This is a genomic window from Palleronia caenipelagi, from assembly GCF_007004065.1.
Lineage (GTDB): Bacteria > Pseudomonadota > Alphaproteobacteria > Rhodobacterales > Rhodobacteraceae > Palleronia > Palleronia caenipelagi.
Genome location: NZ_VFSV01000024.1, coordinates 16,963 through 32,812, shown reverse-complemented (window position 1 = coordinate 32,812; position 15,850 = coordinate 16,963). Strand labels below are relative to the sequence as shown.

The 15,850-nt window shown below is 63.4% G+C and carries 11 protein-coding genes; 3 read left to right on the top strand and 8 right to left on the bottom strand.

What is annotated here, in order from left to right:
- Positions 1–12 precede the first annotated feature (12 nt).
- Positions 13–3,384, top strand: coding sequence for a bifunctional proline dehydrogenase/L-glutamate gamma-semialdehyde dehydrogenase PutA (gene putA, locus FEV53_RS13020; RefSeq protein WP_142835259.1), 3,372 nt, complete (start codon positions 13–15; stop codon positions 3,382–3,384).
- 200 nt (positions 3,385–3,584) lie between these two features.
- Here the strand turns inward: putA and mraY are convergent, their stop codons facing one another.
- Genes mraY through FEV53_RS12985 form a run of 7 tightly spaced genes read right to left on the bottom strand, consistent with a single transcriptional unit; the run spans position 3,585 to position 11,199 of the window.
- Positions 3,585–4,670: a phospho-N-acetylmuramoyl-pentapeptide-transferase gene (gene mraY, locus FEV53_RS13015; protein ID WP_142835258.1), complete on the bottom strand. Its 1,086-nt coding sequence runs from the start codon at positions 4,668–4,670 to the stop codon at positions 3,585–3,587.
- A 13-nt stretch (positions 4,671–4,683) separates the two neighbouring features.
- Positions 4,684–6,090, bottom strand: a complete 1,407-nt coding sequence (locus FEV53_RS13010) for a UDP-N-acetylmuramoyl-tripeptide--D-alanyl-D-alanine ligase (protein WP_142835257.1) — start codon at positions 6,088–6,090, stop codon at positions 4,684–4,686.
- Complete coding sequence (locus tag FEV53_RS13005; protein WP_142835256.1) at positions 6,087–7,571, bottom strand: UDP-N-acetylmuramoyl-L-alanyl-D-glutamate--2,6-diaminopimelate ligase; 1,485 nt, start codon at positions 7,569–7,571, stop codon at positions 6,087–6,089. The genes FEV53_RS13010 and FEV53_RS13005 overlap by 4 nt, the downstream gene beginning before the upstream one ends.
- A gap of 10 nt (positions 7,572–7,581) precedes the next feature.
- Positions 7,582–9,369, bottom strand: coding sequence for a peptidoglycan D,D-transpeptidase FtsI family protein (locus FEV53_RS13000; RefSeq protein WP_142835255.1), 1,788 nt, complete (start codon positions 9,367–9,369; stop codon positions 7,582–7,584).
- Positions 9,366–9,713, bottom strand: a complete 348-nt coding sequence (gene ftsL / locus FEV53_RS12995) for a cell division protein FtsL (protein WP_185962198.1) — start codon at positions 9,711–9,713, stop codon at positions 9,366–9,368. The genes FEV53_RS13000 and ftsL overlap by 4 nt, the downstream gene beginning before the upstream one ends.
- Positions 9,713–10,693 (bottom strand): 16S rRNA (cytosine(1402)-N(4))-methyltransferase RsmH, encoded by a 981-nt coding sequence (gene rsmH, locus FEV53_RS12990; RefSeq protein ID WP_142835253.1) that lies wholly within the window; start codon positions 10,691–10,693, stop codon positions 9,713–9,715. Before rsmH ends, ftsL begins: the two co-directional genes overlap by 1 nt.
- A complete protein-coding gene (locus FEV53_RS12985; RefSeq protein WP_185962197.1) occupies positions 10,690–11,199 on the bottom strand; it encodes a division/cell wall cluster transcriptional repressor MraZ in 510 nt (169 codons plus the stop codon). Before FEV53_RS12985 ends, rsmH begins: the two co-directional genes overlap by 4 nt.
- Before the next feature lie 800 nt (positions 11,200–11,999).
- On the opposite strand from FEV53_RS12985, the gene FEV53_RS12980 reads away from it, so the two are divergent.
- Positions 12,000–12,206 carry a DUF1127 domain-containing protein gene (locus tag FEV53_RS12980; protein ID WP_142835251.1) on the top strand — a complete coding sequence of 69 codons (207 nt, stop codon included), beginning with the start codon at positions 12,000–12,002 and terminating at the stop codon, positions 12,204–12,206.
- A 369-nt stretch (positions 12,207–12,575) separates the two neighbouring features.
- On the opposite strand, the gene FEV53_RS12975 is transcribed toward FEV53_RS12980, so the two are convergent.
- Positions 12,576–14,963: an ATP-dependent helicase gene (locus tag FEV53_RS12975; RefSeq protein WP_142835250.1), complete on the bottom strand. Its 2,388-nt coding sequence runs from the start codon at positions 14,961–14,963 to the stop codon at positions 12,576–12,578.
- 117 nt (positions 14,964–15,080) lie between these two features.
- Between FEV53_RS12975 and FEV53_RS12970 the strand changes: the two genes are divergently transcribed.
- On the top strand, positions 15,081–15,788 hold the full coding sequence (locus FEV53_RS12970) for a ZIP family metal transporter (protein WP_142835249.1): 708 nt from the start codon (positions 15,081–15,083) through the stop codon (positions 15,786–15,788).
- Positions 15,789–15,850: the final 62 nt, after the last annotated feature.

Genomic DNA, 15,850 nt, shown 5'->3' with positions numbered 1-15,850 from the left:
CAGGAGGTTGTCATGCCACGCGACACGTCGCTTCCCCCCGCTCTGCTCTCTGTCACGCCCTATCCCGATGCCGATGCGATCCTCGACGCTCTGATCGGGTCCGCAAACCTCGACGAGACCGCCCGCAAGGCGATCTCAGCCCATGGAGCACGTCTGGTCAAGGCGTTACGCGCCGAAGCCGAGCCCGGGTTGATGGAATCTTTCCTCGCCGAATACGGGCTGTCCACCGATGAGGGCATCGCGCTCATGTGTCTGGCCGAGGCCCTCCTGCGCGTCCCGGATGCCGAGACCATCGACGAGCTGATCGAGGATAAGATCGCGCCGGGCCAGTGGTCCATGCATCTGGGCAAATCTTCCTCTGCCATGGTCAACGCCTCCACGTGGGGGCTGATGTTCACCGGCAAGGTGCTCGACGATGACGACACGGGTCCGCTGAAATCCTTGCGCCGCGCGGTTAAGCGTCTGGGCGAGCCGGTCATCCGCCGCGCCACCTCCCGCGCCATGAAAATCATGGGCAAGCAGTTCGTACTGGGCGAGGATATGACCGCCGCCATGGAGCGCGCCTCCAAGATGGAGGAAAAGGGCTACACTTATTCCTACGACATGCTGGGCGAGGCGGCGCTGACCTTCCCCGATGCCGAGCGCTACCGCCAGTCCTACGAGAAGGCCATCGGGCATATCGCACTGCACGCCAACAGCCGCGACGTGGCCGCCAATCCTGGCATCTCGGTCAAGCTCTCCGCGCTGCATCCCCGCTACGAGATCGCCCAGCGCGAGCGCGTCCTCGAGGAGCTGGTGCCTGTCGTCCGCGACCTCGCCGCCCGCGCCGCCGCGCTGAAGATCGGCTTTAACATCGACGCCGAGGAACAGGACCGACTGACCCTGTCTCTTGAAGTTATCGAAGAAGTGCTCAAGGACCCCCGCCTCAGCGGCTGGGACGGGTTTGGTATCGTCGTGCAGGCCTATGGCCCGCGCGCCGGTCATGTGATCGACTGGATCGCCGAGACCGCAGAACGGCTTGAGCGCAAGATCATGGTTCGTCTGGTCAAAGGCGCCTATTGGGACGCCGAGATCAAGCGCGCCCAGCAGGAGGGCATGGACGCCTTCCCCGTCTTCGAGCGCAAGGCCGCGACGGATGTGAGCTACATCTCCAACGCCCGCCGCTTGTTGACCTACCACGACCGGATCTACCCGCAGTTCGCCACCCACAACGCCCATACCATCGCCGCCGTCCTGCACATGGCGGATGAGATGGGCGCGGGCACCGACAGCTTTGAGTTCCAGCGCCTGCATGGCATGGGTGAAGCGCTCTACGACATCGTCCGCGCCGATCAGGACGTACGTTGCCGGATCTACGCCCCCGTGGGCGCCCATCGCGACCTCCTCGCCTATCTCGTGCGGCGGCTCCTAGAGAACGGCGCGAACTCGTCCTTTGTCAACCAGATCGTGGATGAGGACGTCCCCGCCGAAACCGTGGCCGCGGACCCGTTTGAACGTCTCGATGAGCCCCGTCGGGTGACCCGAGGGCCCGATCTCTTCGCCCCGGAGCGGCGTAATTCCCGCGGCTGGGACCTGACCGCGCCCGATCATCTGGCCGAGATCGATGCCGCCCGCATGCCCCATCGCAACGCGCAGTTCGAGGCCGGGCCGATGCTGGCGGTCTCCCCGTCCCCCGCCGAGGCGCGCCCGGTGATGAATCCCGCCAATCCGGCAGATCAGGTGGGCATCGTTCATCCGGCGTCCGAGGCTGATGTGGCCGCCGCGATGCAGGCCGCCGTCCCGTGGGGCGCCGATGATGCAGAGCGCGCCCGGGTCCTGAACCGCGCCGCTGACCTCTATGAGCAGCACTTCGGCGAGATCTTTGCCCTTCTCTCCCGCGAGGCTGGCAAGACCGTGGCCGATGGCGTGGCCGAGCTGCGCGAAGCGGTGGACTTCCTCACCTATTACGCCGCCCGCATCCCGGAGCTGGGCGGTTCCCCTCTGGGCCGCGTGGTCTGCATCTCGCCGTGGAACTTCCCTCTGGCGATCTTCACCGGCCAGATCGCGGCCGGACTCGCTGCTGGTAACGCAGTTCTGGCGAAGCCCGCCGAGCAAACCACGCTGATCGCAGCACTCGCCACCCGGCTCCTGCACGAGGCCGGAGTGCCGCAGAGCGCCCTGCAGCTCCTGCCCGGCAGTGGCGCGGTGGGAGGGGCGCTCACGAGCCACCCGGATGTCGCGGGCGTCGCCTTCACCGGCTCTACCGCCACGGCACGCAAGATTCAGGCCGCTCTCGCCGAACATGCCCGCCCCGGCACCCCGCTCATTGCCGAGACCGGCGGCCTGAACGCGATGATCGTGGACAGCACCGCCCTGCCGGAACAAGCCGTGCGCGATCTCATGCAGTCAGCCTTCCAGTCCGCCGGCCAGCGCTGCTCGGCCTGCCGCTGCCTTTATGTGCAGGAAGACATCGCCGAAGGCTTCATCACGATGCTCAAAGGCGCCATGGACGCGTTCTCTGTTGGCGATCCGTGGCTCTACAGCACCGATAGCGGCCCTCTGATCGACGGTGTCGCCCATGAGGGCATCTCGGCCCATGTTGCGGCTGCCGAGGCCGAGGGCCGCCTCCTGCATCGCGCCAAGGCTCCCGAAACTGCCCCCTTCCTCGCGCCCGCCCTGATCAAGGTCAACGGCATCGGCGATATCGGGCGCGAAATCTTCGGCCCCGTCCTCCACGTGGCGACCTTCAAGGCCGCCGATCTCGACCGTGTCATCGATGCGATCAACGGCACCGGCTACGGGCTGACCTTCGGCCTGCACACACGGATCGACGATCGCGTCCAGCACGTCACCGACCGCATCCACGCGGGCAATATCTATGTGAACCGCAACCAGATCGGCGCCATCGTCGGCTCCCAACCCTTCGGCGGCGAAGGCCTCTCCGGCACCGGCCCCAAAGCCGGCGGCCCCCTGTATCTGCCGCGCTTCCGCACCCCGGTCGATACTCCTGCGCCGCAATCGCCGCAGGACCTGCCCGGACCTACGGGCGAATCGAACCGCTGGAGCACCGAGCCCCGCAAGCCCGTGCTCTGCCTGGGCCCCACCGATGCGGACAAAGCCGCTCAGAAAGCCGAGGTCGAACGCCTCGGCGGCACTGCCCGCCTCATTTCCCATGAGCGCGATCTGGTCGACGAGCCCGATTTCGGCGCGGTGCTGTGGTGGGGCGATCAGGAGAACGGTCGCCGTCTCGCCCTGCAACTGGCCCGCCGCCCCGGCCCGATCATCGGCCTCCAGACGGGCCAGCCGACCGCTGCGGATGTTCTGCACGAGCGCCACGTCTGCATCGACACCACCGCCTCGGGCGGCAACGCCCAGCTCCTGGCCGAAGTAGCGCGCGACGCCTAAATACAGAAACACGGGGCGCATTAGCCCCGTGTTCATCTTTCAGTACGATGGTGGAATCGCGGTACAGGCTGGGGAGCCGATGGCCGCGACAAGAAGAGGACCGGCCCTGCTAGAAGGTCGCAGCGCGGGGGTACCAGGGCAGCCCCGCGCTTCTCTTTTTGTCTGAAAATACCCAAATCCCGACTGCGCAGCCAAACCTGTCAGCGCAGTTTCAGTGTCGCCAGCCCAATCAGCGCCAGAATCAGCGAGATGATCCAGAACCGGATCACGATCTGCGGCTCTGCCCAGCCCCGCTTTTCGAAGTGGTGATGAATCGGCGCCATCAGGAACACCCGCTTACCCGTGCGCTTGAAGTAGAGCACCTGCACGATCACCGACAGCGCCTCTGCGACAAACAGCCCACCGACGATGGCCAACACGAGCTCGTGCTTGATCGCCACCGCAATGGCCCCCAATGCCCCCCCCAGCGCCAGTGATCCGGTGTCGCCCATGAACACGGCTGCCGGTGGCGCATTGTACCAAAGGAACCCCAGTCCCCCACCGATCAAAGCCGCGGTGAAGACGAGAATTTCTCCAGTTCCGGGGACGTAGTGCACGTCCAGATACTCCGTAAAATCCACACGGCCCACCGCATAGGCGATGATCCCGAGGGTCCCGGCGGCGATCATCACCGGCATGATTGCCAGCCCGTCGAGCCCGTCTGTCAGGTTCACCGCGTTGGCCGCTCCGACAATCACGATCATCGCAAAGGGGACGAAGAACAGACCGAAATTCAACAGGAGATCCTTGAACACCGGAAAGGCCAGTTGACCGGTCAAATCCGACGGGTGGAACCACATGGCCCAGATCGAAGCCACGCCCGCGATGGCAAAGCCCACCGCCAGCCGGACCTTGCCCGACAGGCCCGCATGGCTGCGCTTCGTCACCTTGGCGTAATCGTCGAGATACCCGATCAGACCAAAACCCGCTGTCACGAACATCACCATCCAGACATAGGGGGTGTCGAGCCGCGCCCAGAGCAGGGTCGAAAGCATCAGCGCTGACAGGATCAGCAGACCGCCCATGGTGGGGGTCCCTGCCTTGGCGACGATGTGGCTCTCCGGGCCGTCATCCCGGATCGGCTGCCCGTGCTTCTGCTTGCGCCGCAAGTGATTGATCATCGGACGTCCGAAAACGAACCCGAAGATCAGCGCGGTGAAGAACGCCGCCCCCGCACGGAAGGTGATGTATTGGAAGAGGTTAAAGATCCCTCCTCCGTCAGAAAGCTCGGACAGCCAGTATAGCATGGGGCATCAGTTCCTATGGGACAGCTCGGCGGGTGCGATGACGTAAATCGCGGATCGCGTCAACGACCCGGGAAGTGCGCGCAGATTTGGAGCCCTTGACCAGCACCACATCGCCGACACGCAGCATCCTGCGGAGCTGCGGCAGGGCGTCGTCGGTCTCGGGGAACCACTCGCCCCGGATCTCCGGCGCAAGCGCGTCATGGAGATGGCGCATCCGCGGGCCGATGGTGTGGACCACGTCAAGCGCAGCAACGGCGGGCAAAGCTGCGAGATCAGCATGGAGCTCGGCCTCGCGCGGCCCGAGTTCCAGCATATCTCCGAGAATCACCACCCGTCTGCCGCCGGGTCCCGGCCTCGCAGCAGCCAGTCGCTCCAGCCCTGCGGCAACAGAGGCGGGATTTGCGTTAAAAGCATCGTCAATCAGATCCAGCGCGGCATCCTCGACCTCGTCGAGCACGATCCGTTCGCGGCTGCCGCGCCCCTGCGGCGCGTGCCATCCGGCCAGCGCCTGGGCCGCGACATCGGTATCCGCCCCTAGTGCCGAGGCCGCCGCGATGATCGACGCGGCATTGGAGGCCAGATGTCGTCCGACCGCACCGATCCGGAACACCAGCGGCACACCTGCCTCTTCCAGTTGCACCACGGTACACTCATCATGGAGCGTCACCTCGGTGAGGCGCAGATCGGCATCTTCGGAGCAGCCGAACCCCGTCATCTTTCCCGGCGCGGCGGAGCGCAAGATAGGGGTCACCTCCAGATCGGCGGGCAGGATCGCCCGTCCATCCGGTTCAAGCCCCTCGAAAATCGCGGCTTTCTCCTGTGCAATCTCAGCCACGGAGGCAAAGGCCGCCAGATGGGCGGGGGCCACGGTGGTGATGATTGCTGCGTGCGGGCGTGCCATTTTCGCCAGCGGGGCGATCTCGCCGGGGTGGTTCATACCAATCTCGATGATCGCCAGATCCGCCTCACGCGGCATCCGTGCCAACGTCAGCGGCACACCCCAATGGTTATTATAGGAGGCCTCGGCCGCATGGACGCGCATCTGCGCGCCGAAAGCGATGCGGCCCATTTCCTTGGTCGTGGTTTTTCCTACGGAGCCGGTGATCGCCAGCACCTTGCCGGCAAACCGCGCCCGCGCGGCCCTGCCCAGATCCTCGAGCGCCGTCAACACGTCATGCACAATCAGAAGCGGCGCATCCTCGGCCACATTTTCGGGCCGGTATGAGACAAGAGCAGCCCCTGCCCCGGCCTCCAATGCCTGAGCGACGAAATCATGCCCGTCCCGCGCGGCCTTCAGCGCGACGAAGAGGTCGCCCGTCTGAAGGGTCCGCGTATCGATAGAGACACCCGTCACGGTCCAGTCGCCGACGGTCTGGCCACCAGTGGCCTCAGCCGCCTCGGCGGCGGTCCAGAGCGTCATGCAACCCTCCCGTCCAGAGCAGCCACTGCCACGCTGGCTTGTTCAGCATCGTCAAAGGGATAGGTCGTATCACCGACGATCTGCCCGGTTTCGTGCCCCTTGCCCGCGATCAGCAGCGCATCACCCGGCTCCAGAGCATCGACGCCGCGCAGGATCGCTTCGGCCCGGTCGGCCACCTCAACGGCGTCTTTGTCCTCGGCGAGAATAGAGGCACGGATCGTGGCGGGATCCTCGCTGCGGGGATTGTCATCGGTGACGAAACGCAGGTCGGCATGATCGCGTGCTGCCGCCCCCATGAGCGGTCGCTTGCCCCGGTCCCGGTCGCCGCCCGCGCCGTAAACAACCACGAGCCGCCCCATGACATGGGGCCGCAGAGCGGTCAGAGCCGTCTCCAGCGCGGCAGGGGTGTGCGAATAGTCTACGAATACGGTCGCACCGCCCTCCCGCGTGGCCACATGCTGCATGCGGCCCTTGACGGTCGAAAGCTTCGGCAAGACGTCAAACACATCCGCCGGTGCCGCACCCGCCGCGATGACCAGCCCGGCGGCCAGCAGCACGTTCTCCGCCTGAAAGCCGCCAATCAGGTTCAGCCGTACCTGCCGCGTGGCGCCGTTCCACGAAAACCTCAGGTCTTGCCCCGTCGCGTCATACCGCTGGCCGAGGATCCGCAGGCTCGCATCCGCGCCGGTGCCCACAGTGATGACAGTCTGACCGCGAGATTCCGCGAGCGCGACCAACTCTGCGCCACGCGGGTCGGTGATATTGACCACCGCCACGCCGTCCTCGGGCAGAACCCGCGCGAAAAGCTGCGCTTTGGCAGTGAAATAGCTCTCCATATCGGGGTGATAGTCCAGATGATCCTGGCTGAGATTGGTGAACCCGGCAGCCTTCAGCGTCACCCCGTCGAGGCGGAACTGATCGAGCCCATGGGACGAAGCCTCCATCGCCGCATGGCTGATTCCGATCCCGGCGGCCTCGGCCAGCGCGCGGTGCAGCGTCACCGGCTCTGGCGTCGTGTGGCCGAGACTGGCGTTCCAGTCGCCCTCGATGCCGGTCGTACCGAGATTGATCGCCGCATGACCCAGCTCCTGCCAAATCTGGCGGACAAAGCTCGATACGGAGGTTTTGCCGTTCGTTCCGGTGACCGCAACCATGGTCTCGGGCTGACTGCCGAACCAGAGCGCGGCGGCACCGGCCAGTGCCTGGCGCGGCTCTTCGGTCACCACCAGCGCCACACCGCTGCCTCTGGTCCAGTCTCCGATGATCTCCGCACCCTCGCGGTCGGTCAGGATCGCCACGGCCCCGGCCTGAATGGCGTCCCCGGCGCGTTCTGCCCCGTGCATCCGCACCCCGGGCAAGGCAGCGAAAAGATCCCCCGGCACCACGCGGCGGCTATCCACCGTCAGGCCGGAAATATACGGGTTCGCCCCGTCTCGAGCGGTCAGCCCGAGCGCGGCCAGTGTCGTCGTCTGTTCGGCCATGACCTGCCTCTTATTGCGCCGCCAGCTTTATCGCAGAAGCGGCGGCAGGATCAATCTCAGGCTCGAGTCCCAAAAGAGGAGCGGTCCGGCGGATCACCTCGGCCGCCACCGGCACAGCCGTCCAACCTGCCGTGCGGCGCGGCTTGGAGCCGCTCTCTTCGCTCGCCTCATCGAGAGTAATGATCAGGACATATTTGGGGTCATCAGCCGGAAAGACACTGGCGAAAGTATTAATATTCTTGTTATTATAGTAGCCGCCGGTGCGCTTGACCTTATTCGCTGTGCCGGTTTTGCCGCCCACCGCATAGCCCGGCACGGCACCAAAGCTCGCCGTTCCGCGCAGCACCACCTCGCGCAGCATCCGCGCCGAGGCGCGCGAAACCGCCTCGCTGACCACGCGGGGTCCGTTCTGAGGACCGTCCTGCTTCAGAAGCGTCGGACGCACCAGCGTGCCCCCGTTCAGGATCGACGCATAGGCCGCCGCGAGGTTCATCGGCGAGGTCGAAAATCCGTGCCCATAGGAGGCCGTGATCGTAACGATCTCAGACCAGTTTGGCGGCACCAGCGGCACGCCCCGGCTGGTCTCCACCAGTTCCACCGGACTTTTCGACAGAACGCCAAGTTGCTCATAAAAAGCTTTTTGTCGCTTTCCGCCGATCTTCAGAGCGATATGGGCGGTGCCGACGTTGGAGCTTTTGACGATCACATCGGAAACGGACAGTGTCGGACCGTAGTTCTTGCCCCCGTATTCCCCGATCTTGAACTTGCCCCAATAGAGCGGTGCGTTGGCATTCACCTTCGTGTTCGGATTGACGAGACCCAGTTCCATCGCCTGAGCGGCGGCGACAATTTTAAATGTCGATCCAAGCTCATACACGCCCTGCACGGCCCGATTGAAAAGCGGGCTGTCGGCGGGATCCCCTTCGATGGGCAAGGGGGGGCGGTCGTTCGGATCGAAATCCGGCAGCGATGCCATGGCCAGCACCTCGCCCGTATGCACATCCATGAGCACACCGGCAGCACCTTTGGCATTCAGCATGGTCACGCCACCCGCCAGAACTTCGGTCATCGCGGCCTGCACAGACATATCGACCGACAGCTCCAGCGGTGCGCTCTCCCGGGAGGGGTCACGCAGCTCTGCGTCCAGCGCCATTTCAATGCCGGCCGTTCCAATGACCTCCGCCGAGCTCACGCCTTCCTTACCAAAGGACGTGCCCCCGAGTACATGCGCAGCCAACCGGCCGTTGGGGTAGAGGCGCATCTCACGCGGCGCAAAGAGCAGGCCGGGCTCTCCGATATCGTGAACGGCCTGACGCTGTTCAGGGCTGATCTTTCGCTTGATCCACAGGAACTTGCGCCCGCCTGTGAAATCGTTCAACAAATCACCCGCATCAAGATCCGGGAAGATTTCGGCCAACTGACCCGCGGCGCGCGGCTTGTCGATGATCTCAAGCGGGTGGGCATAAAGTGCATATGTCAGAAGGTTCGTAGCCAACACGCGACCGTGACGATCCGTGATGTCTGCACGGCTGGCAACAATGGCATTGCCTGCGACGCCGGCCTGAGGCTCGCTGGGCTGAGACGCCGCCATCATGCCCATGCGCGCGCCGATCACGACAAAGACACACAGGAAGAACCCCGCCATCAACAGCAGCCTCCCCTCAGCCCGGCGCCGCGCGCGGTCCTGCAAAGATTCGTGTCGGAGACGGAGATTCTCCCGCTCGATGAGGTCGGGATTTTCGCCTCTCTGGCGTGCCTTGAGGATCTTGGCGAGCGGGCGTAGCGGGGTACGGATCATGGGAATTGCTCCCCTTCGGGCTGTGTTACGCCATCCATCGCCAAAAGGGCGCCGGGTTTCGGCGGGAACGGGATCTGGGTCGTTTCCGCAAAATGATACGGCTGCATGGGCAGCAGTTGCAGTCGGTCAAAATTCAGAGCCACGAGATCGCGCAAACGGTCGGGTCGGTTGAGATACGCCCATTCCGCCTTGAGAATCGACAGCGTCTCATGCTCAGCGCCGATCTGCCTCTGCAACTCGCGCACATGAGCGATGGACCCTTGTGTCTCGTAATTTTCGGAATAGGCCCAGAACGCCAGCGCCATTATCGTGACTGCGGGCAGCAAATACATGAGCGTGCGCATCAGAAATCTCCTTTTTGCGCCAGTCGGGGCAGACCCAGCGCTTTCCGGTCAGCAGATCCCGCCGGCGCGTCGGTGCGCCGACCGATCCGCAACCTCGCCGACCGGGCGCGCGGATTGGCGTCAATCTCCTCGCGATCAGGCGCAATGCCCCGCGAAATGTCTTCAAAGGCTGGCGGTGTGATCTCGACGGCGGGTTGGTGCCGGTTGCCCGCGCCCCGCTTGTTGCCACGATCGGCGAAAAACCGTTTGACGACACGGTCTTCCATGGAATGAAACGTAACGACCGCCAGCCACCCACCCGGCCGTAGTGCCCTCTCAGCGGCCTCCAATCCGGCCACAAGCTGGCCAAATTCGTCATTCACCGCAATCCTGAGCGCCTGAAAACTCCGGGTGGCAGGGTGGCTCTGACCCGGTTTCGGACGCGGCAATACGCCTTCGATCAGCGTGGCAAGATGTCGGGTCGTGAGGATCGGCGCGATCTTGCGGTCGGCTATGATGGCACGGGCGATCCGCCGGGACGCACGCTCTTCACCATATTGGTACAGGATGTCGGCCAGCGGTCCCTCATCCAGGTCATTGACCAGAGTAGCGGCGGTCACCTCCCCGTCGCCCATACGCATGTCGAGGGGCCCGTCCCGGAGAAAGGAAAACCCACGCTCGGCCTGGTCGAGCTGCATGGAGGAGACACCAAGATCCAGCACGACTCCATCGACGGGATCGCCCGCATGCTCGTCCAGCTCGGAAAATGTCCCCTGTACCAGCGTCAGTGCGCCGTCATATTCGTCCGCCCATTTCGCGGCCATCGGAAAGACGGATGGGTCCCGGTCGATGCCGATGACGCGCTCGGCCCCCGCCGCGAGAAGGCCGCGCGTATACCCGCCCGCCCCAAAGGTCCCGTCCACCCAGACACCAGAGACCGGAGCACAGGCGCGCAGGATCGGGTTCAGGAGAACCGGAATATGGGGCGCTGCATCGGTCACAGGTCAGGCTCGTCATCGAAATCGCCAGACAGATAGGCCGAAGGATCGGTCGCCGGATCGTAGCCAATGGACGAATCCGCTTCGGGCAGAGGATCGGAATCGTCGGTGAAGGGCTGGATGTAGAAAATCTCACCACATCCCACCACGAGCGCCCGCTCGGCTCCGCCGAGGACGGCGCGGGCACGGGCAGGCAGCACGATCCGGCCCGTATCGTCCAGTACGAACCGCTGTGCATCCTGATAGTAGAGCCGCTCAAGCGCTTTGCGTCGCGGATCGCCCGGGGGCAGGCGCTTTATCTGACGATGAACCTGCGCAAGCCGCGCCATGGGAACGGCTTCGAGATAGTCACGAAAGCCTGCGCCGAACAGCAGCACAAAACGCGGAAGCTCTTCTGCGTCGCGGTCCGGATCCCGTTTATCAAGAATTTTACGAAAATCGGCGGGGATCGACAGACGCCCTTTGCTGTCGATCTTGTTTTCGTGTGATCCGATAAAAACGTCGACCACTGAAAACGCCCCTTGACCTGCCCGCCCCCAATCGATTCTCTGGTGGTATGGAAACGGAAAACGGCGACCCGAACTGCTGCCACTGTCCGGATCGCCGCCGTCAATCCCGTTTCCGGGGCCGGCCGCGCGCACTGCCTGGGGGTATGGCCCCACGCGCTTGCCGATATGATCGAAAAAGCAGTTAGTAGAGTGCCTGTATGAAGCTTCTGCCTCAGTTTTTGTTTTTGAGATCCGGCTCTACTGGCCGGTATCTGCTGCCTTTCGATAGATATAGGGATGCCACGGGAATTCATGGGAAACAACCTAAATCTCATGGGATCAGCATGACCCTTCCGAGCTCCTGCGGCTTTTAGAGCACAGAATCTTGATCGCAGACCCGCCGAGATCAAGATGTGGTAGAATGCGCCCCTCCTCGACCTGCATCTAGCAAGATTTTTCTTTCAGGGATTCAGGCAAAACTGTGGCGAATGCACAGGGGAGCAGGAGCAGACAGCGCGACTCCCCCAATTTCCCACTGAATCCTCGTCGTTCCATGAAATCCCAAAGGTCCTCGCCGACATTCGAATTTGGCGCCGAGCAGAACCTGCCTTTGCCAATCACCGAGGGGTGGCGAACGCCCCCCCCGCGCACGCCACTGAGCGATACAGCGCAACCAGCGCCAGGTGCATTGCGCTTGCTGCATAGCAGCATTGATGGCGGGATGGATTGTGCACCCGCAGAATAAGCCTAAATATCCGATCAACGCCAACGGCAGTGTCGCTGCCCGGCACAGTGTCAAACGCTAACATCCGAGGTTCAAAATGGCTGAACTGTCTCAAAGCTTCGTTCAGGCCGGTCACTCCGGCTCCAACTTCTTCACCGATCTGCGCGCTCGTTACAATGCGTGGCGCATCTATCGCCGTACGCTCGCCGAGCTCTCCATGCTCAGCGATCGGGAGCTTTATGATCTGGGCGTTCACCGCTCGCAGATCCAGTCGATCGCTATGGAAGCATCGCACCGTAAGTAATTCGCAGTTTCGGGACGCTTTCCTCCTCCCTTCGGCGTCCTGATCTCATCGGTGGCACCCCTCCTCCTCCCTGGGTGTCACCGCCACAGAATACCGGAATATGCCTGCCCCCTCCTCCTCCCTGGGTGGGTGTATCGCGGCGGTGGCCCCTCCTCCTCCCTGGGGGTCACCGCTCAAAAATACCGGGTTACGCCTGCCCCTCCTCCTCCCTGGGCAGACGTATGACGGCGGTGGTGTCTCCTCCTCCCTGGCATCACCGCCACATTTTTCCCGAATACGTTCGCGCTCCTCCCTCCCTGCGGACGTAACGAAGATGGCGGTGCCGACCTCCTCCCCGGCACCGTCATTTTCTTTTGTCACTCTGTCAGATCAGAACGGAACGTCGCCTGCCTCAGCCGCAGCGACGAGGAAGCGGCCGACGACTTTTTTGCCCCCGGCCTTGTCGAACTCCACGTCGATCTTGTCGCCCTCAAGACCCATCACAGTGCCGTAGCCGAATTTCGTGTGAAACACGCGGTCCCCGGCGGTGAACGCCGAAATCGCTTCGGCATCAATGACCATGGAGCGGCTCTCGCGGGGCTGGCTCATGGGGCGCGACTGGCTGCGCGCCTGAAGGCGTTTCCATCCCGGCGAGTTATAAACATCCGCCCGGCTGGCCCGCTCCTGCAGATCCGATTCCGCCGCCGTCATGATCTGCGGAGAGGCCGAGGCCGCCATGCCAGCCGCGCCGTAGCCGCCACCATAGAGACCGGGCGGGGTCAGCACATCCACATGGGCTTCGGGCAATTCATCGATGAAGCGCGAGGGCAGCGCCGATTGCCACTGGCCATAAACCCGCCTGTTCGCCGCAAAGGAAATCGTCGCCAGTTCCTCGGCCCGGGTGATACCCACATAGGCCAGACGGCGCTCTTCCTCTAACCCCTTGAGGCCGCTTTCATCCATGGAGCGTTGAGACGGAAACAAGCCATCCTCCCAGCCCGGCAGGAACACGGCGGGAAACTCCAGACCCTTGGCGGCGTGGAGTGTCATAATCGAGACCTTGGCCTCGCCCGCGTCGCTCTCATTATCCATGATCAGCGCTACATGTTCGAGAAACCCCTGCAGGTTCTCAAACGACTCCAGCGCCTTGACCAGTTCCTTGAGGTTCTCCAGCCGCCCCGGCGCCTCCGGCGTCTTGTCGTTCTGCCAGTGGGCGGTGTAGCCCGATTCGTCGAGAATCTGCTCGGCCAGTTCGATATGGTTGTGCTCCGGCTGGCGCGCCAGATCGGACCAGCGCCCGATGGCATCGACCAGCACCCGCAACTCGGCCCCGCCCTTGCCGCCAAGCCCTTTGTCCTGCAGCAAAATCCGCGCCCCGTCCACGAGGCTCACCCCGTTGCTGCGAGCGGTCATCTGGATTTTCTGCTGCGCCTTGTCGCCCAGCCCACGCTTTGGTGTGTTCACCACCCGCTCAAAGGCCAGATCATCGTCGGGGCTCACGGCGAGACGGAAATAGGCCATCGCGTCGCGGATCTCCATCCGCTCATAGAATCGCGGACCGCCGATGACGCGGTAAGGCAGACCGATTGTCAGAAAGCGATCCTCGAAGGCCCGCATCTGGTGTGACGCACGCACCAGAATCGCCATCTCATCGAGGCTGAAGGGCCGCAGACCCCGCGTCCCCCGCGCCATCGATTCGACTTCTTCGCCGATCCAGCGCGCCTCTTCCTCGCCATCCCAATGACCGATGAGGCGGACCTTTTCGCCGTCTTCGGCAGCGGTCCAGAGGGTTTTGCCCAGCCGACCCTGATTGGCGTCGATCACCGCCGACGCGGCCGCAAGAATATGCGGGGTGGAGCGGTAATTCTGCTCCAGCCTCACCACCTTTGCGCCCGGAAAATCCTTTTCAAACCGCAGAATATTGCCCACTTCGGCGCCGCGCCAGCCATAGATCGACTGATCGTCATCGCCCACGCAGCAAATGTTTTTATGTCCTTGGGCCAGCAGCCGCAGCCAGAGATACTGGGCCACATTGGTGTCCTGATATTCGTCCACCAGCACATAGCGGAACCAGCGCTGGTATTGCTCCAGCACATCCGGGTGGTTCTGGAAAATCGTCACCATGTGTAGCAGCAGATCGCCGAAATCGACTGCGTTAAGTGTCTTCAGGCGCTGTTGATAGTAGTCGTATAGCTCGCTGCCGCGATGATTGAAGGCCGAAGCCTCTGACGCGGGAACCTGATCGGGGCGCCAGGCGCGGTTCTTCCAGTGGTCGATCAACCCGGCCAGTTGCCGCGCGGGCCAGCGTTTCTCATCGATATTCTCGGCAATGATGAGCTGCTTCATCAGCCGGATCTGGTCGTCCGTGTCGAGAATCGTGAAATTGGATTTCAGTCCCACCAGTTCCGCATGACGGCGCAGAAGCTTCACACAAATCGCGTGAAAGGTCCCCAGCCAAGGCATTCCCTCGACCGTCTGCCCCATGAGCCGCCCGACCCGGTCCTTCATCTCGCGCGCGGCCTTGTTGGTAAAAGTCACCGCGAGGATTTCGTTGGGTCGCGCCCGTCCGGTCTGCATCAGATGTGCGATCCGGGCGGTCAGGGCCTTGGTTTTGCCGGTACCGGCGCCCGCCAGCATCAGCACTGGCCCGTCCAGCGCCTCGACCGCCGCACGTTGCGCTGGGTTCAGCTCATCAAGATAGGGCGCCGGGCGCGCGGCCATGGCGCGCGCGGCCAGAGAGGGCTGTGACATGGCGTTGGGATCGTCGAAACTGCTCATGCGGCGAACCTAACGCGAGACGAACTCAAAGAAAAGCAGATGTTCAGTCAATGTTCTGGTCGTTTTTTCCGTTTTGACCCGCAAGGGTTGAGCGACTGTGTCCTAATAGGTTCCCACATGATCTCGGTCCTCCTGTTTTCTCTTATCGCCGGTTTGTCGATTCCCGTGGGCGCCGCACTGGCCCGTCTCAAAATCGTCCTGCCCGACTGGAAGGAACGCGAGTTGCGGCACACGATCGTGGCCTTCGGCGCGGGCGCCCTGCTGAGCGCTGTCGCTCTCGTGCTGATTCCGCAGGGCGCAGAGCCGGTCAGCCCCTGGATTGCGCTCGGGAGCTTTGTGACCGGAGCCATCCTGATGCGCGCCATAGACGGCGCCATTGCGCGGCGCGGCGGACAAGGGGCACAGTTTCTTGCGATGATGTCGGATTTTGTGCCCGAGGCCATCGCAATGGGTGCGCTGTTTTCGGTCAGCCCGGAAGCCGCGCCGCTGCTGGCTCTGCTGATCGCCCTGCAAAACGTCCCCGAAGCATTCAACGCCTATCACGAGGCTGAAGAGGCAGGTCACGACAGTCACGAGGGGCTGGTGCGGAAGTTTACGCTGCTGGCGTTGATGGGACCGCTCTGCGCCGTGGGCGGCTATCTGTTCCTTTCAGGCGCGCCGCAGGTCACAGGCATACTCATGTGCGCAGCTGCAGGGGGCATTCTCTATCTGATCTTCCAGGATATCGCGCCGCAAGTGCCGCTGGAGAATGACACTTTGCCGCCGCTCGGCGCGGTCGCCGGGTTCGGGCTGGGTCTGGCGGGGGAATTGTTCATGAATGGCTGATTCCAGCGGAGCATGCCTTGGGCCAGCACGACATCAAGGCAAGCGGTGCTGACGGATGTGGA

Excerpts from the sequence above, each read along its gene's own strand:
- putA (WP_142835259.1), top strand. The coding sequence starts at position 13 with ATGCCACGCGACACGTCGCTTCCCCCCGCTCTGCTCTCTGTCACGCCC.
- FEV53_RS13010 (WP_142835257.1), bottom strand. The coding sequence starts at position 6,090 with ATGACGCTCTGGACCGCCGCCGAGGCGGCTGAGGCCACTGGTGGCCAG.
- FEV53_RS12975 (WP_142835250.1), bottom strand. The coding sequence starts at position 14,963 with ATGAGCAGTTTCGACGATCCCAACGCCATGTCACAGCCCTCTCTGGCC.
- FEV53_RS13005 (WP_142835256.1), bottom strand. The coding sequence starts at position 7,571 with ATGGCCGAACAGACGACGACACTGGCCGCGCTCGGGCTGACCGCTCGA.
- FEV53_RS12980 (WP_142835251.1), top strand. The coding sequence starts at position 12,000 with ATGGCTGAACTGTCTCAAAGCTTCGTTCAGGCCGGTCACTCCGGCTCC.
- mraY (WP_142835258.1), bottom strand. The coding sequence starts at position 4,670 with ATGCTATACTGGCTGTCCGAGCTTTCTGACGGAGGAGGGATCTTTAAC.
- FEV53_RS12970 (WP_142835249.1), top strand. The coding sequence starts at position 15,081 with ATGATCTCGGTCCTCCTGTTTTCTCTTATCGCCGGTTTGTCGATTCCC.
- ftsL (WP_185962198.1), bottom strand. The coding sequence starts at position 9,713 with ATGCGCACGCTCATGTATTTGCTGCCCGCAGTCACGATAATGGCGCTG.
- FEV53_RS13000 (WP_142835255.1), bottom strand. The coding sequence starts at position 9,369 with ATGATCCGTACCCCGCTACGCCCGCTCGCCAAGATCCTCAAGGCACGC.